Raw genomic sequence first — 20,611 nt, 5'->3', positions numbered from 1 at the left:
ACTGACCATGAGCACGCAAGTCCCACAACAGACCGACGAGACGGACGTAGAGACCGAACCGGATGCCGCAGAGGAGCCCTCGAAGGGCGACCTCCGACGCGAGAAGAAGGCGGAACGCGCCGCCGAGCGCGAGCGCGAGGCCGAGGCAGCCGAGAACGCGGCGGCCGGCGAGAACACGCGCGAGCTGAAGGTGTTCCGGTTCGATCCCGAGGTCGAGGGGAAACAGGAACCCCGGTTCGACGAGTTCCACGTTCCCTTCGAGAAGGGAATGACGGTGCTTGACGCGCTCATCTACGCGCGCGACACCTACGACTCCTCGCTGACCTTCCGACACTCCTGCCGGCAGGCCGTCTGCGGCTCCGACGCGATGTTCGTGAACGGTCAACAGCGACTGGCGTGTAAGACCCAGTTGTCCGAGCTGTCGGAGCCGGTCCGGGTCGAACCGCTGCCCCACGCCGACGTCCGGAAGGACCTCGTCGTGGATATGGAGCACTTCTACGACCAGATGGACGCCGTCGAGCCGTTCTTCGACGCCGACGAGCTGCCCGAGGACGAACTGGCGGAGCAGCGTCAGTCTCGGGAGAACCGCGAGAAGGTGAAGATGTCCACGCGATGCATCTGGTGTGGCGCCTGTATGTCCTCGTGTAACATCGCTGCCGGCGACAACCAGTATCTCGGCCCCGCGGCGCTCAACAAGGCCTATCGCTTCGCGATGGACGATCGGGAGGGCGAGGCGCGCAAGCAGGAACGACTCGAGATCATCGAGCAGGAGCACGGCGTCTGGCGGTGTCAGACCCAGTTCTCCTGTACCGAGGTCTGTCCGAAGGACATTCCGCTCACCGAACACATCCAGGAACTGAAACGGGAAGCGGTCAAGAACAACCTGAAGTTTTGGTGAGCACCCGGCTTCGAACACAGCACAACACAATGGCATCCAACACAACCTACGAACACGACGTGATCGTGGTCGGCGCGGGCGGTGCCGGGCTCAGAGCGGCCATCGCGGCCCAGGAGGCCGGCGCCGACGTGGCGATCGTCTCGAAACTCCACCCGGTCCGGTCGCACACCGGCGCCGCCGAGGGCGGCATCAACGCCGCGATCCGCGACGGCGACTCCTGGGAGGACCACGCCTACGACACGATGAAGGGCTCGGACTACCTCGGCGACGCGCCGGCGATCGAGGCGCTCTGCCGGGAGAGTCCCAAGGAGACGATCCAGCTCGAACACTGGGGAATGGCCTTCTCCCGCGAGGAGGACGGCACCGTCTCCCAGCGACCGTTCGGCGGGCTCTCGTTCCCGCGGACCACCTACGCCGGCGCGGAGACCGGCCACCAGCTGCTGCACACGATGTACGAGCAGGTGGTCAAACGCGGCATCGAGGTCTACGACGAGTGGCACGTGATGAACCTCGCGGTCACCGACGAGGAGGACCCGACCGAGCGGTCCTGCCACGGCGTCGTCGGCTACGAGATCCGCTCCGGCGAGATCGCCGGATTCCGTGCCCGTGACGGCGTCATCCTCGCGACCGGCGGGATGGGGCAGGTCTTCGATCACACGACGAACGCGGTCGCCAACACCGGCGACGGCGTCGCGATGGCCTACCGCGCCGGGGTCCCGATGGAGGACATGGAGTTCATCCAGTTCCACCCGACGACGCTCCCCTCGACTGGCGTGCTCATCTCCGAGGGTGTTCGCGGCGAGGGCGGGATCCTCTACAACGACGAGGGCGAGCGATTCATGTTCGAACACGGCTACGCCAACAACGACGGCGAGCTGGCGAGCCGCGACGTCGTCGCCCGCGCCGAACTGACCGAGGTCAACGAGGGGCGCGGCATCGAGGACGAGTACGTCCACCTCGACATGCGTCACCTCGGGGAGGACCGGATCCTCGACCGCCTCGAGAACATCCTCCACCTCGCGGAGGACTTCGAGGGCGTCGACGGCCTCGATGAGCCGATGCCGGTCAAGCCCGGCCAGCACTACGCGATGGGCGGCATCGAGACGAACGAGTACGGCCGGACCTGCGTCGACGGGCTCTACGCGGTCGGTGAGTGTGCGTGCGCCTCGGTCCACGGCGCGAACCGCCTCGGCGGGAACGCGCTGCCGGAACTCATCGTCTTCGGGAAACTCGCCGGACGCCATGCGGCGGGTGAGGAGTTCGACGACCCCGAGATCGAGACGGGCAAGCGCGGCGATTACGAGGACGCCGACTTCGAGTCGCCGGTGACGCTCGGCACGCGTGCGGGCGACGACGCCGGACCGACCGCCGACGCGGCGGCGGACGGCGGCGAGGCGGTCGCCGACCCGGACGCCGTTCTCGACGTCGCCGTCGACCGGGAGATCGATCGCGTCGAGGAGCTGCTTGCGACCGACGGCGTCAACCACGCGGAGATACGGTCGACGGTTCAGGAGACGATGACGGCGAACGTGAACGTCTTCCGCGAGGAAGAGGGCCTGATGGAGGCGCTTTCGGACCTCCGGGAGGCACGCGACCGCTACGCCGACGTCGGCGTCTCGGACCCCTCCCGAACCTTCAACACCGACCTGCTTCACACCCTGGAGACGCAGAACATCCTCGACATCGCCGAGGCGCTGACGATGGGCGCGCTCGCGCGCAACGAGTTCCGCGGCGCCCACTGGCGCAAGGAGAACCAGATCCGCGACGACGAGAACTGGCTGAAGCACACGCTCATCTCCTGGAACGGCGGCGATCCGGACCTCTGGTACCGTCCGGTCATCCTCGAAGGGGAGAACAAACGCTACGAGCCGAAGGTCCGGTCGTACTGAGACCGGCCGCACCTCGGACGGTCGATTGCCCGCGAGGCACCGTGTGGGGCCCTCACACGACACATACGACGTCGGTCGAAGGCTGACCCGTCGATCGACGCGCTATCCGTCCAGTCGGTACGGTTCGGATCGATCGATTCCGCGTAAGACCGCCGTTTTGGGACGTTTCTCTCCCCGTACCGGAGTTTTCGACGATCGTTGAATGGGGGATTTATTATCGTCGAAGGAATTGATCCTGGTAATGATCGAAACCGACGCCGGATCGGGAACCGCGATGTCGCTCCCGACGGAGTTGCAATCGCCGCGAGCGAAGCTCGTGTATCTGTATCTCACGACCAATCGACGCGCCACGGTGTCCGAGATGGCCGAGTCGCTCGGAATGAAGAAGATCTCGCTCTACGGCATCCTCAAGACCCTGCGCAACGAGGAGTTCATCCAACAGCAGGGCGAGGAATACCGACTCGCCTAATCCCGTCGGCTTCGGCTGCTGATTCGCCGTCCCGTTCGCTGTCCCGTTCACTGTCTCGTTCACCGTCCAGTTCGTCGATCGGTCCGTCGATCGGTCCATCGTTCGGTCTATGGATCGGTCCATCGATCGACGGTGATGTTGGTGGCAGCCGGTCGACGCCGTCTCGCCGTCTCATCGTCTTCCGGTCCGCTTCAACCGGTGTTCCGCGTTGACCGGGCGCTTCTCACCTCCGCACCGTCGCGAACGGTGTCCTCACAGCTCGGACAGACGCGGGGGTCGTCGATCCCGTCGGGGGTAAAAACGCGTGCGTACGCCGGCGTCACGAAGGTGCCGCAGTTTTGACAGTCGGGCATATCGTGTTGGTGTGTCGTGGTTTTTACCATAAATCTTGTGGGGTGGTAACACACAATTGGGGGCCGACAATCGGGTGAGGTCGTAACCACCGGGGCTTTTGCCGGTCGCCCGCCAACGGCTCACCGTGGACGCAGCCCAAACCGACTTCGAGAATCCCTTCGGGATGGACACGGACTGTGCGAACTGCTCGGCGCTGTGTGCCGAGCGGTCGACCGTGGTCCACGGCTACGGCGACGTCGGCGGCGAGTTTCTCGTGGTCGGCGGGGAGCCGAGTGCCGGCGCCGACGAGACCGGCATCCCGTTCGGCGATGACGAGGGTGGGCGGCGGGTCAGATCGATCTTCCGGGAGCTTGGCTTCGTTCGATCGGCTCCCGAGACGGTCGAGATGGACGTCCAGAACGCCTTTTTCACCGCTCTCACCCGGTGTCGTCATCCCGATCGGTCCGCCACCGACGAGGAGGTCGCCAGCTGCGAGCCCTACCTCGATGCGGAGATCCGGATGATCAATCCCCAGATCATCGTCCCGGTCGGCCAGCGTGCGCTGGAGGCGCTCGCGTTCGAGTACACCACGCGGTCGCCGGATTCGTTCGACGTCGCCGCCGAACACGCGACGACGATCCGGGGCCGAGGGTTCGAGCTCGTCCCGTTGCGGGATCCGGAAACGATGAGCGACGAGGCGGAACGGGCCTTCATCGACCACGTTCGCGAGAACGTCCTCGCGCGTGATTATCGGCAGACGAAGGGACGGCGAAGTCGGTGAGCCCGTCCCGGTGAGTCCTCGCGGTGGATCGTCACCGACATCTCACCAGTAGACGGTTCGCGGACCGGCCTCGCGCCCGCCGAGCGCGACGATCGCGGCGACGATGGCCAGACAGATCGCGGCGGTGGCGACGGCGGCCGGCGACCCAAGTGCGGCCGGCAGGCCGAGGACGGCGGTGACACAGACGAGGACGACGGCGACGGCCGCGATCGCGGCTAGCGGACGGAGTGCGGACATACGTGCGGCATCATCCGCGCGGCGCTTAAAAACCGGGGGTTGAAGGCGCCGAGGCAACCAGATACGATATGACCGTTATCGCGGTGCTCGCCGACCCGCCGCGCGAAGGGTGTGGCTATCCGTCCCTGCCGGGGACCAGTCCGCTCTCGACGACGGAGGCGACGGCGCTGTATGAAGCCGTGTTTCGTGACCTGATCCGGTCCGTTGATCGGTCCGGCGGGGATCTCCTCGTGAATCATCCCACGACGGAGCAGCTCCCCGCGGACGCACGAACCGGGACCGATCCGGAAGCGGAGCTGCGCGCGGTCGTGACTGACACCCTGGAAGACGCCGGCGACGTCCGATTCGAACCACAGGTCGGATCGACGTTCAGCGCCCGCGCCGGCAACACGGCGACCCACTTGCTCCGCGAGGAGGATGCCGGTTCCGTCGCGATCGTCACGCCGTCGACGCCGTTCCTCACCCGGTCGGCCATCGATGCGGCGGCGATGAAACTTCGCACCGCCACCGCCGTTCTCGGCCCGTCGACCGCCGGGCGGTGCCACTACGCGGGGTTCACCGAGCCGATCGACTTCGCGGACGCGTTCACGCCACCGAGCGTCCAGACGCTCGCCGAGCGCACGCGTGACGCCGGCGGCGACGTCGATTTCATCCAGGCACTGCCCACGATCGAGACCGGCCGCGATCTCCTCGACGTCGTGCCCCTGTTGCGGGCCCGCTTTGCGGCCGAGCGGATCGTTCCCGAGCACACGGCGACGTTCGTCCACGAACACGGGCTCGCCGTCCACGAGGACGACGCGACCGGCGATCTCACCCTGGTTCGGGACTGAGACCGCGCGCCCTCCGTGGCTCCGGTATGCGCGGGTTCGTCGACGCCGACGTGGTTGATGCCGCCACCGATACGATCGGCGTGATCGATGCCGCCGATCGACGACCACAACCGACATCCATTAGTCGCCCCCCTCACAATCCCCGAGTGCAGCCGGATACCCCGATCGGGTACCCGATGGTGGGATGGCAGAGTGGCCCATTGCGCCGGTCTTGAAAACCGGTAGCCTCACGGCTTCCTGGGTTCAAATCCCAGTCCCACCGTATCGAGCGCGGCGCCGTGTCGCGCCGCGCGAGTATCGTGCGGGGATGTGCGGTCGTCGACCGTATGCTGTCGACCGTCGATCCTGTTTCGTCATTTGTGCCGTGGTAGCGTACGTCTCCTCAATCTTTAACAGGACAGCGACCGATCGATCGACTGGGTGAAAGTATGAGCGAACACGAACTCGATCCACTTCCGTACGACTACGACGCGCTCGAACCGCACATCTCCGAACAGGTGCTCACGTGGCATCACGACACGCACCATCAGGGGTACGTAAACGGGCTCAACGCCGCCGAGGAGACGCTCGCCGAGAACCGTGAGAGCGGGGATTACGGCAGCACGGCGTCGGCGCTCGGGAACGTGACCCACAACGGCAGCGGTCACTATCTCCACACGCTGTTCTGGAACAACATGTCCCCGAACGGCGGCGGCGAACCGGACGGCGATCTCGCCGATCGGATCGCCGAGGACTTCGGGTCCTATGAGGCCTGGAAGGGCGAGTTCGAGGCCGCTGCCGGCGCCGCCGGCGGCTGGGCCCTGCTCGTGTACGATCCGGTCTCCAAGCAGCTGCGCAACCTGAAGGTCGACAAGCACGACCAGGGCGCGCTGTGGGGTGCCCATCCGATCCTGGCGCTCGACGTCTGGGAGCACTCCTACTACCACGATTACGGCCCGGCACGCGGCGAGTTCATCGACGCGTTCTTCGAGGTCGTCGACTGGGGCGAGGTCGCGGACAACTACGAGAACGTCGTGTCCGACTTCGAGTAACGTCGCGTCCGCGAGACGACCGTCCCGTCGATCGACTCCGTCCCGATTTTTTGCGGCCGTGACCTCCCCTCCGAGTCCCGACGCTGTCACTGTCGGTGAACCCGTGTCGTTTAGGGGACGGGCGACCGAGAACGGCTATGCCGACGCCGAAAGACGACTTCGAAGCGACCTACCCGTGTGAGTTCTACACGGCCGCGGAACTGCTCGAACCCGACCTGATGTACACGATTCCGGAAATCGCCCGGCTTCTCCAGGGCGTCGATCCGGACGAACCGCTCGATGAGGGGACCGAGACCGTCCTGATCGACTGGGCGATCCCGTGGGTGATGAACAACGCCGATGACCTCGTGATCGCGGAGCCGCTTGCGGACGACGGTCCCGGGTACTACGGGCTCGCCGAGGCGGCGATCGACGGGGACGACGCCGCGGAGTCGGAAAGCGCCGGGGATTCGACCGCGACGTCGACCGACGACGAACGGTGACCGGGACCGAATCGCCGACGCTGCTCGTGGCCGGTGATTCACGGGTCGACGCCGGAAAGACGACGTTCTCGGTGGGGCTCCTTGCGACCCTCTCGGCGGACGGTGCCGATCCGGTCGGCGTGAAACCCCGGGCCGGCCACGACTTCTGGTACGACCACGACGACTTCCGGGCGGCGGTCGCGGATCGCCGACTCTACGGGACGGACGCGCGCCGACTCGCGGCCGCAAGCGATCGCGGGCTCGCGAACCGATCCGACTCGACGGGATCGACGCCGGTAGCCCCGGAGTCCATCAACCCGCTTCATCGCCTGTGGCGTCCCACACCGGGCCGGACCGGACTGCTCGGCGAGGCCGACCGGACCTTCCTCTGTGACCGACTCGATGGCGCGGGGAACGGCGAACCGACCCTCGTCGTGAACGGCGCTGCCGAGGAGGCGGGGCTGCTTCCGCCCACGGTCGCCGATCGGCTCCCGCTTTCGGAGGCACCCCGCGTCCACGACGTTTCGGGGTTCAACGAGGTGATGGCGTCGTCGTACCTGCCGGTTTTCGAGCGGTTCGCTGCCGCCGTCGCCGCCGATCCCGGCCCGGTCGTGGTCGAGTCGTACGGCGACATCGCGCTCCCGTTCGAGGCCGGAACTGATGCCGGCGACGCCCCGACGATCGACGCCGTGGCCGTCGTCGCACCGACTCGGGTCCGCATCTACGACGGCGGTCGCTACCGCCGCGCGTGCACGGTCGCCGCGGGCAGCGCACGCGAGGGCGCGCTCGAGGAACACACCGACGCCGTCACGTCGATGGTCGAACCGCTCGCGACCGTCGATCTGCCGGCGCTTCCGGGCGACACACGGTCGTCGCCGGGCCGGATCGCGGCGGCGTACGCCGACGCCTACGCAGCCCTCCTCGAGGCCGTGTGAGGGGTGTGGCTGGGGGAGACGTCCGCCGAGTTCCGTCCGTTCCGGAGTGGATTTCGTGTGCTTTTGGCACGCTCGGGAGCAGTATTGTGATATGGATACCCACGGCACGAAAACGCTTAAACGCCGATGCGGCCTACGGGCGGGTATGAGCGCGGACCGGTCTGTCCTCAGGCAGGCCATCGAGCGCGGGGAACGCGACGGCGGGTCGATCGAGTTCAAAGAACGGCTGACTCGGGAGGTCCACCTCGCGGACGGGCGGAAGGAATCGCTCGCCGCGCAACTGCGCCACCGCGTCCTTTCGGGCGACGGCGAGGCGACCTACGTCGTCGGCGTCACGGACGATGGCGGTCTGGCCGGGATCGCTCCCGACCGCTTCTCCGAGACGATGGACGTCCTCTCGTTGCTCGCCGAGGAGGCGGACGCGCACATCCACGACGTCGACACCTGGAGCGTTGCGGACGTTGCGGACGTCGCGGACGCCGCGGCGCGGTCGGACGCCGCAGACGCCACGACCACCGTGGATGCCGGGACCACCGTGGAGGCTGGGGAGACTCCGGCGGCCGGGTCCGCCGCCGATCCGCCCGGACTCGTGGGAATCGCGACGATCCGCGAAGGGGCAACCCTCGAGACCGACGAGGACCACCTGGTGATCGGCACCGCCGGTCACGTCGACCACGGCAAGAGCACGCTCGTCGGCTCGCTCGTCACGGGCCAGGCCGACGACGGCCAGGGTGGAACCCGTGGATTCCTCGACGTCCAGCCCCACGAGATCGAACGCGGCCTCTCCGCGGATCTGTCCTATGCAGTCTACGGGTTCGATGAGACCGGATCGGACGACTGTGTCCCCGTTCGGATGGACAATCCCCACCGCAAGCAGGACCGGGCCCGGATCGTCGCCGAGGCCGACCGGCTCGTCTCGTTCGTGGACACCGTCGGCCACGAGCCCTGGCTCCGGACGACGATCCGCGGGCTCGTCGGCCAGAAGATCGACTACGGACTGCTCGCGGTTGCGGCCGACGACGGGCCGACGAAGACGACTCGGGAACACCTCGGAATCCTGCTTGCCACCGAACTGCCGACGGTGGTCGCGGTGACGAAGACCGATCTCGTGAGCGACGACCGCGTCGACGCGGTGGTTCGTGAGATCGAGTCACTGCTGCGGGACGTCGGGACGACCCCGCTGCCGGTCGCACGCCACGGCGTCGACGCCGCCATCGAAGAGATCGACGCCTCGGTCGTCCCGATCGTGGAGACGAGCGCGGTCAGCCGCGAGGGGCTCGACCGGCTCGATACGCTCTTCGCCGAGCTCCCCAAGCGTGCCACGCCCGAGCGCGGCGAGTTCCGGATGTACGTCGACCGGTCCTACGACGTGAAGGGCGTCGGTGCAGTCGCCTCCGGGACGGTCAACTCGGGGACGGTCGAGGCCGGCGACGAGCTGCTCATCGGTCCGATGGCGGACGGGACCTTCGAGGAGGTGACGGCCCGCTCCATCGAGATGCACTACCACCGCGTCGACCGGGCGAGTGCCGGTCGGATCGTCGGGATCGCCCTGAAGGGGGTCGACGAGTCGGCGATCGAACGCGGGATGGTGTTGGTGCCTCGATCGGCCGACCCCGATCCGGTCAGGGAGTTTGAGGCAGAGGTGATGGTTCTCAACCATCCGACGCGGATCCGGTCGGGGTACGAGCCGGTCGTGCACCTCGAAACGGCCAGCGAGGCGGCCGAGTTCACTCCCGAGTCCGGACGGCTGCTTCCCGGCGACACCGGCCGGACGCAGGTCCGGTTCAAGTTCCGCCCGTACCTCGTCGAGGAGGGTCAGCGGTTCGTCTTCCGCGAGGGGTCGAGCAAGGGCGTCGGGACCGTCACCGACGTGGGAGCCGTCGCGGATCCGTCGCCCGCCGACGACTGATCGGTCGTCCCGACCGGCGACTGATCGGTCATCTCTGCCGGTTCCCGATCGATCGCGTCCGACGGTGACCGGAATCCGTGTGGTTTCGCGAGTAGGTACTTTTAACTTCGAATTCGGCCAGATGAACGTATGGACGTCCCCGAGGAGGTCGTCTCCATCTACCGGGAGTCGCTTCCGGTGTTGCTCGTCGCGCTCGGCGGTGGACTCTTCTCGGGGCTGATCCTCGAGGAGCTGTTGGCGAGCGTCGGCCGCTTCCCCGGGCTGTTGGTGATGGTGCCCGTCTTCCTTGCGACCCGCGGGAACGTGTATGGGGCTCTCGGCGGGCGTATCTCGAGCGGGCTCCACCAGGGGCTCATCGAGCCGCGGTTTCGGTGGGACGCCCGGATCGTGAACGCGGTCGTCGCCTCCTTCATCAACGGGATCGGCGTCTCCGTGGTGATCGCGGTCCTCTCGTGGGGCGCGTTGACGCTGCTTGGCCGTCCCGCTGCACATCCCCTCGAGTTCCTCGGGATCATGCTCATCGCCGGCACCCTGACCTCTGCGGTGCTCATCGTCGGGCTGCTCACGCTGTTGTTCGTCGGCTACACGCGCGGGTATGATCCCGACAACCTGGTCGGACCGATCGTCACGACGCTCGGCGACGTCTTCGGGATGGCGTTCCTGCTGATCGCGGTCGGGGTCATCGAGGTGATCGCCTGATGGACCCGCCCACAAGCGACCTCGGATCGTGGTCGGCCCGGCGGATCGTCCGGAACATGTTTCCACTACTGGTCGGGCTCTCGGTGGTCGTGTTGTGGGCCGGGCTGCGGCTCGAGGACGCCGAGGAGCTGCTCGCCGAGTACGGCCTCCTCGCGGTGATGGTGCCGGTGATGGTCGGGATGGGGGGCAACCTCGGCGCGATCGTGAGTTCGCGGCTCACTACGCGGCTCCACCTCGGCACCACCGCCTTCGACCCGCGGGACCGACACCTCTGGGTGAACGCCGTGGCGACGCTCGCGCTCGCGGCGACCGTGTTCACCGTGCTCGCGGTCGGCACGTGGATCATCGGGCTGCTGGTCGGAAACGGGATGCCCCTCGGCACGTTGCTGTTCATCTCGCTGACGAGCGGGCTGACGCTTGCGGCCATCGCCGTGGTCTTCAGCGTCGCCACGACCTACGGCTCCTACCGGCTGGGGATCGATCCCGACGACACCACCATCCCGATCGTGACGAACGTCGTCGACGTCTTCGGGATGCTCGTCTTCCTGGGGATCGCCCGCTGGACGCTCCTGGGGTAGTCGGATGGGAACCCACGTCCGGAACCGGATCCGGCTGTCTCGGTCCCGTGTGAGTGGGATTTCCACCCAGTCGTCGGCGGTCCCGAAACCGTTTAGGCGGACGCTCGCGCACGGTCGGTATGCCGACGGATCCAGACACGGGGTATGACCCATCGCTGGGTCGCAAGTTCGTGTTCGTTACTGGGGGTGTGATGTCCGGGTTAGGCAAGGGTATCACCGCCGCCAGCACCGGACGACTCCTCTCGAACGCGGGCTTCGACGTCACGGCGGTGAAGATCGACCCCTACCTGAACGTGGACGCGGGTACGATGAACCCCTACGAACACGGGGAGGTGTACGTGCTGAAGGACGGCGGCGAGGTCGATCTGGACCTGGGGAACTACGAGCGGTTCCTCGGGGTCGACATGACCTCCGACCACAACGTCACGACGGGCAAGACCTACCAGCACGTCATCGAGAACGAGCGCGCCGGCGACTATCTGGGCAAGACGGTCCAGATCATCCCGCACGTCACCGACGACATCAAACGCCGCATCCGGGAGGCAGCCGAGGGCACCGACGTCTGCATCGTCGAGATCGGCGGCACCGTCGGGGACATCGAGTCGATGCCGTTCCTCGAGGCGCTCCGACAGTTCTCCCACGAGGAGGACGACGACGACGTCCTCTTCACACACGTCACGCTCGTTCCCTACTCGAAGAACGGCGAGCAGAAGACGAAGCCGACACAACACTCCGTCAAGGAGCTCCGGTCGATCGGTCTCCAGCCGGACGTCCTCGTGGGGCGCTGTGAGGACCGGCTCGACCCCGACGTGAAGGAGAAGATCGCCCTGTTCTGTGACGTGCCGACCGACGCCGTCTTCTCGAACCCCGACGTCGAGGACGTCTATCACGTCCCGCTGATGGTCGAGGACGAGGGGCTCGACGAGTACGTGATGGACCGGCTCGGCTTGACCGACGAGGCGCTTCCGGCCGCCGAGCGGTCGACGCGGTGGCGCGAACTCGTCACCCGGGACCGTGACCGCGAGATCGACGTCGCGCTCGTCGGGAAGTACGCCCTCGAGGACGCGTATATGTCGATCCATGAGGCGCTCAAACACGCCGGCATCCACACCCAGACGGAGGTGAACGTGTTGTGGGTCGACGCCGACGAGATGGCTTCCGAACACGAGGAACGGCTCGCGGAGGCCGACGGAATCGTCGTGCCGGGCGGGTTCGGTTCCCGCGGTACCGACGGCAAGATCGAGGCGATCCGCTACGCCCGGACCAACGACGTTCCCTTCCTCGGGCTCTGTCTCGGCTTCCAGCTCGCGGTCGTCGAGCACGCTCGAAACGTCCTCGGTCTCGAGGACGCTCACTCGGCCGAGCTCGACCCCGAGACGTCTCATCCGGTCATCGACCTGCTGCCCGACCAGTACGAGACGGAGGACATGGGTGGCACGATGCGGCTCGGTGCCCACGAGACCGACATCGATCCCGGAACGCTCGCCGCCGACGTCTACGGCGCCAACTCCTGTACCGAGCGCCACCGTCACCGCTACGAGGTGAATCCCGAGTACATCGACCGACTCGAGTCCGACGATCTCCGGTTCTCCGGATACGCCGACAACCGGATGGAGATCCTCGAGCGCGATGACCACCCCTTCTTCCTCGGGACGCAGTACCACCCCGAGTTCCGGTCCCGGCCGGACCGGGCGAGCCCGCCGTTCGTCTCCTTCGTGGAGACGATTCTGGACCGCGTGGAGGAACCGACCGACGAACGAAACGAGGTATCCGCATAATGGTAGACACGGACACGTTCATTACGGACGCGGTAACGGAGATCGAACAACAGGTCGGCGACTCGAACGCGATCATCGCACTCTCGGGCGGCGTCGACTCCTCGGTCGCCGCCACGCTCGCCTACGAGGCGGTCGGCGACCAGCTCACGCCCGTCTACGTCGATACTGGGCTGATGCGAAAGGGCGAGACCGCGGAGATCCGCGAGACGTTCTCCTTTATGGAGTCGCTGCGGGTCGTCGACGCCGCCGATCGGTACTTCGACCGGCTGGAAGGCGTCACCGACCCCGAGAAGAAACGCGAGGTCATCGGCGACCAGTTCATCCGCGAGTTCGAGCGCGAGGCCCGCGACGTCGACGCCGACGTGCTCGTACAGGGCACCATCTATCCCGACCGGATCGAAAGCGAGGGCGGGATCAAATCCCACCACAACGTCGGTGGGCTCCCCGAGGTGATCGACTTCGAGACGATCGTCGAGCCGGTTCGGGACCTCTACAAGGACGAGGTCCGCGAGGTCGCGCGAGCGCTCGGGCTCGAGGAGATCATCTCCGAACGGATGCCGTTCCCCGGCCCCGGCCTCGCCGTTCGCGTCATCGGCGAGGTGACTCGCGAGAAGGCCGACGTGGCCCGCGAGGCCTGTCACGTCGTCGAGGACGAACTCGAGGAGTACGAGCCCTGGCAGGCGTTCGCCGCCGTGATCGGCAAAGGAACCGGCGTGAAGGGTGACAACCGCGTGCACGGCTGGATCGTCGCGGTTCGCTCCGTCGAGAGCCGGGACGGGATGACTGCCCGGGCCCAGGAGATCGACTGGAACACGCTCCAGCGCATCCAGAGCCGGATCACCGGGGAGAACGACGACGTCGCCCGCGTCGTCTACGACGTCACCCACAAACCGCCCGCGACGATCGAGTACGAGTGACGATGGCGGACGAACCCGTCCGCGCCGTCGTCGCCGGACCCGACGACCACGATCTCGCCGGCGCGCTCGAGGCCGCTGGTGCCACAGTGTCCCGGATCGACGGCGTCGTCTCCGCGGCGACACTTCGGGAGGCCGGGATCGACGCGGCCGACCTCCTCGTGATCACCGATGTCGAGGAGGCGACCGGCATCCCGATCGCCAAGGAGGAGAACTCCGGGGTCCGAACGGTAACCTACGCCGACCGGTCGCTGCCGGAGTTCGTCGCCGGCGTCGCGGATCTGGCCGTCGATCCCGCCCTGCTGGACGCCGAGGCGGTCGCTTCGGAGCTCGTCGAGACGGCCACTGTGGCCTGACTCCCGTTTCGTCCGTTTCGTTCCGTTTCGTTCCGGTCCGTTCCGGTCCGTTTCTTCGCTTCCTCTCGCTTCCTCACTCGCCGTCGCCGTTCATACCGGCGTGGTCGGCAGAATCGACGCCGATCACTGCGAGCGCGCCGTCGACGTCCCCGTCGAACCCTGCGAGGAGCTCGTGGGCCCGATCGCGTGTGTCCGGCGTCACGGCGACGTGGACCATCCCCTCGCCGGGCTGGCCGTAGACGACGCTGCTCCCGAGCGGGGCGGCCAGGATCGCGGGAACGGCGGCCAGGTCCTCCTCGCCGGTCACCTCGATCACGGTCGCTTCCGGGGTCTCGATCGCCTCCCGAAGGGCGACCAGCAGCTCCCGGGAGAGCTCGCCGGGTGGGTTCTCCACGGCGAGTCGCGAGTCGCCGGCGTCGGCGAGCGCGCGGCGGATCTCGACGGCGACCTCCTCGCGTTCGGTCTTGCCGTCGAGCAGCGCCACGTCGGGGTCGGTCCCGGCCTCACGGAGGTGGTACGTGACGACGTCGCCGACGGCGATGAGGGGTGCAGCCGGCGCGTCGTGGTCGGCGCGCGTGCGGGCGACCCGGTCGAGCAACTCGTCGGTGTCCGTCGTGACGGGACCCATCGGCTCCTTGAACTCCGACCGGAGATCGGCAGGAAGAGTCAGCATTCGTGGATGTCGGGTCGGGTCACGGCAAGCCTACCGGACCTTCAGCGCGTAGGAGCCGGGCTCGGTGACGTTCATCTCGTCGGCGATCCGGCTCGATTCGGGGTGCGTGATGATGACGTAGCCGGCCCAGTCCTCGGTCAGCGAGGAGGACCCGCACAGGTCACAGGTCTGTGAATCCGGATCGTTCACGTGGTGACACTCCCGACAGGCGAGTCGGTCCTCGGCCATCAGTTCGCCTCCTCGACGCTCTCGCCCTGCTGCTCACGACGCCGTTGCTCGGACTCGAGCCACTCGTGTTTGCCGAGTCCGGGCTGTTTGGCCGTGAGCCCGATCTTCGAGTCCCGCGGGTTGCGTTCGTCGATGCTCTTGGTCACGATGCGGGCCCGGACGGCGTCGTCGACGCCGAGCGTCTTGTCCGAATCCGAGGAGGCGAGCTGCTGGTTCGCCCCGTCGAAGGTCAGATACTCGTCGGTGATCTGGGAGACGTGCAGCAGGCCGTCAACCGGCCCGATTCCGACGAAGGCGCCGAACTCCACGGTCTCGACGACGGTGCCGTCGATGACCTCCTGCATATCGGGGTCGTAGGTGAGCGCGTCGAACTCGGCCTCGTAGTAGACGCCGGGCCGGTTCGGCAACACCGCTCCCTCGCCGATGTCGTGGACCTCGATGACGCTGACGACGCTGCCGACGTCCTCGTCCATCCGCCCCTCCAGTTTGTCCTGTAGCAGGGCTTTCACCCGTTCGTTCGAGACGTCCGCCAGATGTTTCGGCGGCACTTCGACCGTGTCTGTGAGTCGTACTCGCTTGTACATGCGTGCGCTTATGGTTCCGTTATCGCCAGTGCGTTCCGCCCCCGTAAACCGATTACTGGTACGTTCCGCGCCAGGATCCGGTTCTTGAGGGGGCGATCGTTTGTCACGACGTACGCGACCGCGCCCGCCTCGGCGAGCGCGACCAGCACGTCGTCCGCGTACTCGTTCGTCGATCCGCTTCCGCCCGCGTCGTCGTCGCCGGCCGTCGATCCGTTCTCGTTCGTTCCGTCAGTCTTCACCGTTTCACCGACCGCGTCGACCGTCTCCACACGATCGGCCAGGTCGCTGCCGACGCCTGCGGCGACCGCCTCATGCCCGTTCCCGTCCGCGAGCCGATCGAGTTCGACCCGGACCGCGTGGGGAACGACGGCGCGGTACGTTCCGAGGAGCCGGTCAAGCTCCTCGAACAGGCGGACGTCCGCCTCCACCGGAGCCATCAGGGCGCTCGTGTCGATGGCGACGACGGGTCGTCGTGACGATTCCGGATCGGCGGTCGCCGTCGATCCGCGCTCGGGCGACTGCTCCGATGGAGTGTGCTCGGCCACGTCACTTCAGCGTTCCGACACCGATGAGCCGCCAGCGAGCGCCCACGCGGCGGTTGATGGCGATGCGGACGCCCTCGGCCGCACAGACCGGTCGCTTGAGGTTCACCTCACACTCGCCCTCCCGGGCGCTGGTGACGGCGCCGACAGTCGTGGCCGTCCCGACGGTGAGCATCAGCGGCTCGCCGGTGGAGATCTCCTCGACTTCGCCCTCGCCGACGATCCGGTCGAGGAGGTCGACGTCCATCTCGAAGGCGTGGCGCGTCGGCGGCAGCGTGCCGGGCTCGCCGGCGACCTGGCCGGCCAACGCGTCGCCCTTGGTGAGACTCGGGTCGAGGCCGGTGCCGACGCCGAGCAGCCCGCCCGGCGTGGCGACGTCAGCCTGGTCGTCGCCGGCCTGTAGCGACCGGACCGTCGTCGAGAGGGGCTGCCACTCGGTCTGGCCGCCCTCCTCGACCTCCCGACCGGGTCGGATCTCGATCTCGTCGTCGACGGACAGCTCGCCTCGGACGAGCGACCCGCCGATGACGCCGCCGGTCAGGTCCTCGAAGGTGGTCCCGGGACGGTTGGTGTCGAACGAGCGGGCGACGAACAGCTCCGATGGCGCGTCGGGGTCCCGGTCCGGCGTCGGGATCTCCTCCTCGATCGCCTGGATGAGCAGGTCGAGGTTGACCTCCTGTTGGGCCGAGACGGGGACTATCGGTGCGTCCTCGGCGACGGTTCCCTCGACGAACTCTTGGATCTGCTCGTAGTTTTCGACCGCCCGGTCGCGGTCGACGAGGTCGACCTTGTTCTGGGCGATCACGACGTTGTCGATCCCGATGATGTCGAGCGCCATCAGGTGCTCTTCGGTCTGTGCCTGCGGCACGTCCTCTGTCGCGCTGACGACGAGGACGGCGCCGTCCATGATCGCGGCCCCCGACAGCATCGTCGCCATCAGGGTCTCGTGGCCGGGCGCGTCGACGAACGAGACGGTCCGCAGGGGCTCGCTTTCGGAGCCGTCCGGACACTCCTCCTCGACGGTATATCGCTCCGGCTCCTCGAGGCCGGTGCACTCGCGGAACGTCGCGTCCGCGTAGCCCAACCGGATGGAGATCCCGCGCTTCATCTCCTCCGAGTGCTGGTCGGTCCACGAGCCAGACAACGCCTGAACGAGCGTCGTCTTCCCGTGGTCGACGTGGCCGACGAGTCCGATGTTCACCTCCGGTCGTGTATGGTCTTGTGTCACCGTGAACCTCCTTGAAGCAATCTTGTCCGAGATTCGCTCCGTGCGAGTGATAAAGGTGCTGTTCTCGGGTCGGGACCGGGGATCGGTGTCACCCGACGGTGCGACGATCGACGTCGGCGACGTCGCCTCGGGCGGGGACCCGAACGAGGTCACACCCGGAGTCCGGACGGATCTCTCTCGGAAGCCGGACGGATCTCCCTCGGAAGCCGGATGGATCTCACTCGGAAGCCGGATGGATCTCACTCGGCCGCACGCCGCAGCTGATCGCGGTAGATCCGCCCGAATGCGTTCCGACGGAGGGTCCCGGTCGCGGCCGCCTCCTCCTCGTGAAACGTCGCAGCGACGACCGACTCCGCGAACGGCGCGGCGTGCCAAACGATCCGATCGACGTGTTCGGATCCGAGCAGCTCGACGTCCTCGGAGGCATACCGGTCGGTGTCGGCGAGCCACTCGTCGAACGCGTCACGATCGGCCACGTGAACCTCGAGCAGGGAGGCGAAGAGGGCGTCGCGGGCGGTCTCGACGACCTCGCCGGTGACGCGTTCGTCGTACTCGGCGGCGTCGAACGACATCGCCTTCGCGGTCTCTCGAACGACCACCTGTGCCGCCGGGCCGGCCTCCTCGTAGTGATCCCGCGCCGCCGCGATCGTCTCGGGAGCGATCAGTCCTCGTGTCTCCATACCGCCGCATACGCGCAGCGATTGAAAAGGGCGTTCGGTTCGTGGCGTTACGATCCGGCCCCGGCGTCGAATTCGTCGTTGTTTGCGTTGCCGTCGCTTCCGTCGCTGTTTACGTCGCCGTCGCTTCCACCGCCGTCCTCGTCATCCGTCATCATTCGGCGGGTCAGATCCCGTGCCTCCTCGAGCACCGCCCGCGTCTCGTCGTCGATGGGACCCTGGTCCGAGCCGGCCACGTTCGTGTGCGTGTGATCGTGGCCCGCGTGGTCGTGCGTGTTCCCGTCGGTTCCTGGCCCGCCTCCACCCACGTCCGGTCGACCGCGGTCGTGGACGGTGTCCTCGAAGACCTCGTGGTACTCGGCGTCGTCGGCGTACTCGGCGACCTCGGCGGCGAGCGCCTCGGGCTCACGGCCAGCCCACTCGGGCGCGTGCTCGTCGAGCCACGCCTCGTGGTCGCCGCCGTGCAACATCGCAGTGAACGCGAGGTGGTGTGCGAGGTGCTCGCCGTCGCGCTGTGGAGTTTCACAGACCGGGCACGCGTATCCCATATGGGGACTACTCGGCGAGAGAACGGCTTGAAAGCGTCGCTGCGGAGTCGATCGCGCCGGCGTGGCTAGACCGAGGGGCCGCCGTCCGGCGTCGACTCGATCACGTCCGTTCCCTCGTCGGTCAGCCGGTAGATGACCTCGCCGCTCACGGGTTCGACGAGCCCCGTGTCCGCCAGTGTCTCGAGCCGTCGTTCGACGTGGGCGACGTGCAGCCCCGTGTTCCCGGCGATGAGCGCCGGATAGTCGGCGCCGCACTCCTGGAGGTACGACAACACCCGCTCGTCGGTACGATCGAGATCGGCACACCGGCTTGCGGCCATATGTGGTACTCGTTAGCACACCTTAAATATTTATTGGGACCTAAAGGACGCGATTTGCCTCCCGATAGTCTCGTATCAAGCCGTGTCGTCCTCCATCCCGTCCTCCATCGAGTGACCCCGCCCGCGGAGTGGCGGGAGGTCACCGGCCACGGATCGACGCCGCTCACGGAGCGACACCGATCACGGATCGACGGTCCCCGAACGGAACCAGTCACACCTTCAATCGTCCGCAGGCGCCGGACTGCTCCCATTAGGGTTGCCGGCGTCGTCGAGCATCGGGGTGCCGTCCGCACGCGGGCCGATCGTCGGGCCGAAGGGCTTGGCGTCCGGATCGTGGGGGTCGATCCGGCGGCGCGTCCGGTAGTCGGTCGAGCGCTCGACGGGGACGCGGCCGATCGCGTCGATCATCTCGACGTAGTCGGCGACGCTGCGGAACTGGCCGAACTCGCCGCCGGCGCGGGCGGTGATCTCCTCGGAGAGGATCGTCCCCATGAAGTCGTCGGCGCCGCAGTTGAGCAGCTTGAGCCCCTTCTCGTCGCCGTATTTGACCCAGGAGGACTGGATGTGGTCGATGTTGTCCAGAAAGAGTCGGGAAACCGCGATCAACAGCTCGTCCTCGGCGTCGCTGGCGCCGGAGTCGACGACGCCGTGTTCGGCGAGGGGGGTGTTCTCGTGGATGAACGACAGCGGAACGAACTCCCGGATGCCGCCGGTCCGGTCCTGCAGGTCGCGGACGACCTGCAGGTGTTCGACGCGGTGGGCCGCGTTCTCGACGTGGCCGTACATGATCGTCGCGGTCGTGTCGAGGCCGGCGGCCATCGCGCCCTCCATCGCGGCGACCCAGTCGTCGGTTCGGATCTTGCCCGGACAGATGACGTCCCGGACCTCGTCGACGAGGATCTCCGCGGCGGTGCCCGGCGCGCTGTCGAGACCCGCGTCGGCCAGCTCGCGATAGACGTCCTCGTAGCTCCAGTCGGTGCCACGTTTGGCGTGGGCCGCCTCCTCGGGGGTTATCGAGTGGAGATGGACGTCGCCGACCGACATCGCCGTTAGCTGCTCGCGGTAGGTTCCGGGGTCGGTGGCGTAGGCCGCGGGCGGTTTGTAGTTCACCTCGCGTGCGGGGTCGTCGTGCGCGCGAAGGATCTCGTGGTGCTCCGCGTTCAGCGCGAAGGCGGGATGGAGCCCCGAGACGGAGGTCACCTCGGAGATGCCCATCTCGAGGGCGTCGGCGACGATCTCGCGGGACTCGGCCGGGGTCTTGGTGAACCCCGGGTGGTCGATCCCGCTGTCGGCCTCGAAGGCGTGGGCGCTGTCCTTGAAGTTGCAGAACAGACACCCCGTGTTGCACGCGGTCGTGACGTTGTTGTTGAGGTTGGCGACGAAGGTGACCTCCTCGCCGACGACCTCGGCACGCCGCCGGTCGGCAGCCTCGAGGACGGCCTCCTTGCGCGCCGAGTCGATCCCCTCGCGGTCCGTACCCGTCGTGATGAGTTCGATCCCGTCGGCGACCGAGAGTCGGCGGCCGTCGCGGGCGTTCGCGAGCGCGTTCTCGAAGGACTGGTCCGTCTCCGGGACGTGCTCGTAGTCGATCGCCTCCGGGTCCACCTCGCTCGCCGACGTCATTACGCTCCCCTCGTCGGTCCACCCTCAAAAAGGACCGGGCAGCGGCCATCCACCGGGGGCGGATCCGACCGCCGATGGGTCGGGGTCCTC

General features: G+C 67.2%; 25 protein-coding genes and 1 tRNA gene. 15 read left to right on the top strand and 11 right to left on the bottom strand.

The genetic code is table 11. The features are described 5' to 3' along the window. The first annotated feature begins 7 nt into the window (after nt 1-7). The 3 genes from OQF70_RS07975 to OQF70_RS07965 all read left to right on the top strand — a co-directional run bounded on the left by OQF70_RS07975 (nt 8) and on the right by OQF70_RS07965 (nt 3,256). Entirely contained in the window at nt 8-898 is an 891-nt protein-coding gene (locus tag OQF70_RS07975; RefSeq protein WP_280536870.1) for a succinate dehydrogenase/fumarate reductase iron-sulfur subunit, read from the top strand. Between the two features lie 29 nt (nt 899-927). Continuing rightward, on the top strand, nt 928-2,787 hold the full coding sequence (locus OQF70_RS07970) for an FAD-binding protein (RefSeq protein ID WP_280536869.1): 1,860 nt from the start codon (nt 928-930) through the stop codon (nt 2,785-2,787). Nucleotides 2,788-3,028: 241 nt separating this feature from the next. Further along, a complete protein-coding gene (locus OQF70_RS07965; RefSeq protein ID WP_280536868.1) occupies nt 3,029-3,256 on the top strand; it encodes a helix-turn-helix domain-containing protein in 228 nt (75 codons plus the stop codon). Between the two features lie 191 nt (nt 3,257-3,447). On the opposite strand, the gene OQF70_RS07960 is transcribed toward OQF70_RS07965, so the two are convergent. Further along, the gene (locus OQF70_RS07960; RefSeq protein WP_280536866.1) at nt 3,448-3,609 is read right to left on the bottom strand and encodes a hypothetical protein; all 162 of its coding nucleotides are present in this window, start codon (nt 3,607-3,609) and stop codon (nt 3,448-3,450) included. A gap of 125 nt (nt 3,610-3,734) precedes the next feature. On the opposite strand from OQF70_RS07960, the gene OQF70_RS07955 reads away from it, so the two are divergent. Then, a complete protein-coding gene (locus tag OQF70_RS07955) occupies nt 3,735-4,370 on the top strand; it encodes a uracil-DNA glycosylase family protein (RefSeq protein WP_280536865.1) in 636 nt (211 codons plus the stop codon). Nucleotides 4,371-4,412: 42 nt separating this feature from the next. Here the strand turns inward: OQF70_RS07955 and OQF70_RS07950 are convergent, their stop codons facing one another. Next, nucleotides 4,413-4,607, bottom strand: coding sequence for a hypothetical protein (locus OQF70_RS07950; RefSeq protein WP_092817443.1), 195 nt, complete (start codon nt 4,605-4,607; stop codon nt 4,413-4,415). Nucleotides 4,608-4,675: 68 nt separating this feature from the next. On the opposite strand from OQF70_RS07950, the gene OQF70_RS07945 reads away from it, so the two are divergent. The 11 genes from OQF70_RS07945 (at nt 4,676) to OQF70_RS07895 (ending at nt 14,098) form a co-directional block, all read left to right on the top strand. After that, on the top strand, nt 4,676-5,437 hold the full coding sequence (locus OQF70_RS07945) for a hypothetical protein (RefSeq protein ID WP_280536863.1): 762 nt from the start codon (nt 4,676-4,678) through the stop codon (nt 5,435-5,437). 178 nt (nt 5,438-5,615) lie between these two features. Then, nucleotides 5,616-5,699: transfer RNA gene (locus OQF70_RS07940), tRNA-Ser, on the top strand. Nucleotides 5,700-5,865: 166 nt separating this feature from the next. Next, nucleotides 5,866-6,468, top strand: a complete 603-nt coding sequence (gene sod / locus OQF70_RS07935) for a superoxide dismutase (protein ID WP_280536861.1) — start codon at nt 5,866-5,868, stop codon at nt 6,466-6,468. Nucleotides 6,469-6,605: 137 nt separating this feature from the next. Further along, nucleotides 6,606-6,950, top strand: a complete 345-nt coding sequence (locus tag OQF70_RS07930) for a DUF5827 family protein (protein ID WP_280536859.1) — start codon at nt 6,606-6,608, stop codon at nt 6,948-6,950. After that, nucleotides 6,947-7,864 (top strand): ATPase, encoded by a 918-nt coding sequence (locus tag OQF70_RS07925; protein WP_280536858.1) that lies wholly within the window; start codon nt 6,947-6,949, stop codon nt 7,862-7,864. The genes OQF70_RS07930 and OQF70_RS07925 overlap by 4 nt, the downstream gene beginning before the upstream one ends. A gap of 145 nt (nt 7,865-8,009) precedes the next feature. Further along, nucleotides 8,010-9,773 carry a GTP-binding protein gene (locus tag OQF70_RS07920; protein WP_280536857.1) on the top strand — a complete coding sequence of 588 codons (1,764 nt, stop codon included), beginning with the start codon at nt 8,010-8,012 and terminating at the stop codon, nt 9,771-9,773. A gap of 129 nt (nt 9,774-9,902) precedes the next feature. Further along, the gene (locus tag OQF70_RS07915) at nt 9,903-10,472 is read left to right on the top strand and encodes a magnesium transporter (protein ID WP_280536856.1); all 570 of its coding nucleotides are present in this window, start codon (nt 9,903-9,905) and stop codon (nt 10,470-10,472) included. Further along, nucleotides 10,472-11,050, top strand: a complete 579-nt coding sequence (locus OQF70_RS07910; protein ID WP_280536855.1) for a magnesium transporter — start codon at nt 10,472-10,474, stop codon at nt 11,048-11,050. The genes OQF70_RS07915 and OQF70_RS07910 overlap by 1 nt, the downstream gene beginning before the upstream one ends. Before the next feature lie 119 nt (nt 11,051-11,169). Continuing rightward, nucleotides 11,170-12,828 (top strand): CTP synthase, encoded by a 1,659-nt coding sequence (locus tag OQF70_RS07905; protein WP_280536853.1) that lies wholly within the window; start codon nt 11,170-11,172, stop codon nt 12,826-12,828. Further along, nucleotides 12,828-13,745: a glutamine-hydrolyzing GMP synthase gene (guaA, locus tag OQF70_RS07900; RefSeq protein ID WP_092817451.1), complete on the top strand. Its 918-nt coding sequence runs from the start codon at nt 12,828-12,830 to the stop codon at nt 13,743-13,745. The genes OQF70_RS07905 and guaA overlap by 1 nt, the downstream gene beginning before the upstream one ends. Nucleotides 13,746-13,747: 2 nt before the next feature. Beyond that, complete coding sequence (locus tag OQF70_RS07895; protein WP_280536851.1) at nt 13,748-14,098, top strand: CTP synthetase; 351 nt, start codon at nt 13,748-13,750, stop codon at nt 14,096-14,098. 73 nt (nt 14,099-14,171) lie between these two features. On the opposite strand, the gene OQF70_RS07890 is transcribed toward OQF70_RS07895, so the two are convergent. The 9 genes from OQF70_RS07890 to cofH form a co-directional block, all read right to left on the bottom strand. After that, nucleotides 14,172-14,771 carry a GTP-dependent dephospho-CoA kinase family protein gene (locus tag OQF70_RS07890; RefSeq protein ID WP_280536849.1) on the bottom strand — a complete coding sequence of 200 codons (600 nt, stop codon included), beginning with the start codon at nt 14,769-14,771 and terminating at the stop codon, nt 14,172-14,174. Between the two features lie 30 nt (nt 14,772-14,801). After that, nucleotides 14,802-14,999 carry a transcription elongation factor subunit Spt4 gene (gene spt4 / locus OQF70_RS07885; RefSeq protein WP_092817454.1) on the bottom strand — a complete coding sequence of 66 codons (198 nt, stop codon included), beginning with the start codon at nt 14,997-14,999 and terminating at the stop codon, nt 14,802-14,804. Then, nucleotides 14,999-15,583, bottom strand: coding sequence for a DNA-directed RNA polymerase (locus tag OQF70_RS07880; protein ID WP_280536848.1), 585 nt, complete (start codon nt 15,581-15,583; stop codon nt 14,999-15,001). The genes spt4 and OQF70_RS07880 overlap by 1 nt, the downstream gene beginning before the upstream one ends. Nucleotides 15,584-15,591: 8 nt before the next feature. Then, nucleotides 15,592-16,038 carry a twitching motility protein PilT gene (locus tag OQF70_RS07875; RefSeq protein ID WP_280536890.1) on the bottom strand — a complete coding sequence of 149 codons (447 nt, stop codon included), beginning with the start codon at nt 16,036-16,038 and terminating at the stop codon, nt 15,592-15,594. A gap of 91 nt (nt 16,039-16,129) precedes the next feature. Continuing rightward, nucleotides 16,130-17,353 carry a translation initiation factor IF-2 subunit gamma gene (locus tag OQF70_RS07870; protein WP_092817476.1) on the bottom strand — a complete coding sequence of 408 codons (1,224 nt, stop codon included), beginning with the start codon at nt 17,351-17,353 and terminating at the stop codon, nt 16,130-16,132. Between the two features lie 239 nt (nt 17,354-17,592). Continuing rightward, a complete protein-coding gene (locus OQF70_RS07865) occupies nt 17,593-18,033 on the bottom strand; it encodes a DUF5809 family protein (protein ID WP_280536846.1) in 441 nt (146 codons plus the stop codon). Between the two features lie 47 nt (nt 18,034-18,080). Further along, nucleotides 18,081-18,578, bottom strand: coding sequence for a DUF5810 domain-containing protein (locus OQF70_RS07860; protein ID WP_280536845.1), 498 nt, complete (start codon nt 18,576-18,578; stop codon nt 18,081-18,083). A gap of 65 nt (nt 18,579-18,643) precedes the next feature. After that, complete coding sequence (locus OQF70_RS07855; protein ID WP_092817457.1) at nt 18,644-18,898, bottom strand: DUF2250 domain-containing protein; 255 nt, start codon at nt 18,896-18,898, stop codon at nt 18,644-18,646. A 219-nt stretch (nt 18,899-19,117) separates the two neighbouring features. Next, the gene (gene cofH, locus OQF70_RS07850) at nt 19,118-20,521 is read right to left on the bottom strand and encodes a 7,8-didemethyl-8-hydroxy-5-deazariboflavin synthase subunit CofH (RefSeq protein WP_280536842.1); all 1,404 of its coding nucleotides are present in this window, start codon (nt 20,519-20,521) and stop codon (nt 19,118-19,120) included. Between the last annotated feature and the right edge of the window lie 90 nt (nt 20,522-20,611).

The organism is Halopenitus sp. POP-27, from assembly GCF_029889855.1.
GTDB lineage: Archaea > Halobacteriota > Halobacteria > Halobacteriales > Haloferacaceae > Halopenitus > Halopenitus malekzadehii.
This window is presented reverse-complemented; position numbering and strand designations above follow the sequence as displayed.

Bases quoted from the DNA above. Each gene is read 5' to 3' on its own strand.
- OQF70_RS07975 (WP_280536870.1), top strand. From the start codon at position 8: ATGAGCACGCAAGTCCCACAACAGACCGACGAGACGGACGTAGAGACC.
- OQF70_RS07970 (WP_280536869.1), top strand. From the start codon at position 928: ATGGCATCCAACACAACCTACGAACACGACGTGATCGTGGTCGGCGCG.
- OQF70_RS07965 (WP_280536868.1), top strand. From the start codon at position 3,029: ATGATCGAAACCGACGCCGGATCGGGAACCGCGATGTCGCTCCCGACG.
- OQF70_RS07960 (WP_280536866.1), bottom strand. From the start codon at position 3,609: ATGCCCGACTGTCAAAACTGCGGCACCTTCGTGACGCCGGCGTACGCA.
- OQF70_RS07950 (WP_092817443.1), bottom strand. From the start codon at position 4,607: ATGTCCGCACTCCGTCCGCTAGCCGCGATCGCGGCCGTCGCCGTCGTC.
- OQF70_RS07945 (WP_280536863.1), top strand. From the start codon at position 4,676: ATGACCGTTATCGCGGTGCTCGCCGACCCGCCGCGCGAAGGGTGTGGC.
- sod (WP_280536861.1), top strand. From the start codon at position 5,866: ATGAGCGAACACGAACTCGATCCACTTCCGTACGACTACGACGCGCTC.
- OQF70_RS07930 (WP_280536859.1), top strand. From the start codon at position 6,606: ATGCCGACGCCGAAAGACGACTTCGAAGCGACCTACCCGTGTGAGTTC.
- OQF70_RS07920 (WP_280536857.1), top strand. From the start codon at position 8,010: ATGAGCGCGGACCGGTCTGTCCTCAGGCAGGCCATCGAGCGCGGGGAA.
- OQF70_RS07915 (WP_280536856.1), top strand. From the start codon at position 9,903: ATGGACGTCCCCGAGGAGGTCGTCTCCATCTACCGGGAGTCGCTTCCG.
- OQF70_RS07910 (WP_280536855.1), top strand. From the start codon at position 10,472: ATGGACCCGCCCACAAGCGACCTCGGATCGTGGTCGGCCCGGCGGATC.
- OQF70_RS07905 (WP_280536853.1), top strand. From the start codon at position 11,170: ATGCCGACGGATCCAGACACGGGGTATGACCCATCGCTGGGTCGCAAG.
- guaA (WP_092817451.1), top strand. From the start codon at position 12,828: ATGGTAGACACGGACACGTTCATTACGGACGCGGTAACGGAGATCGAA.
- OQF70_RS07895 (WP_280536851.1), top strand. From the start codon at position 13,748: ATGGCGGACGAACCCGTCCGCGCCGTCGTCGCCGGACCCGACGACCAC.
- OQF70_RS07890 (WP_280536849.1), bottom strand. From the start codon at position 14,771: ATGCTGACTCTTCCTGCCGATCTCCGGTCGGAGTTCAAGGAGCCGATG.
- spt4 (WP_092817454.1), bottom strand. From the start codon at position 14,999: ATGGCCGAGGACCGACTCGCCTGTCGGGAGTGTCACCACGTGAACGAT.
- OQF70_RS07880 (WP_280536848.1), bottom strand. From the start codon at position 15,583: ATGTACAAGCGAGTACGACTCACAGACACGGTCGAAGTGCCGCCGAAA.
- OQF70_RS07865 (WP_280536846.1), bottom strand. From the start codon at position 18,033: ATGGAGACACGAGGACTGATCGCTCCCGAGACGATCGCGGCGGCGCGG.
- OQF70_RS07860 (WP_280536845.1), bottom strand. From the start codon at position 18,578: ATGGGATACGCGTGCCCGGTCTGTGAAACTCCACAGCGCGACGGCGAG.
- OQF70_RS07855 (WP_092817457.1), bottom strand. From the start codon at position 18,898: ATGGCCGCAAGCCGGTGTGCCGATCTCGATCGTACCGACGAGCGGGTG.
- cofH (WP_280536842.1), bottom strand. From the start codon at position 20,521: ATGACGTCGGCGAGCGAGGTGGACCCGGAGGCGATCGACTACGAGCAC.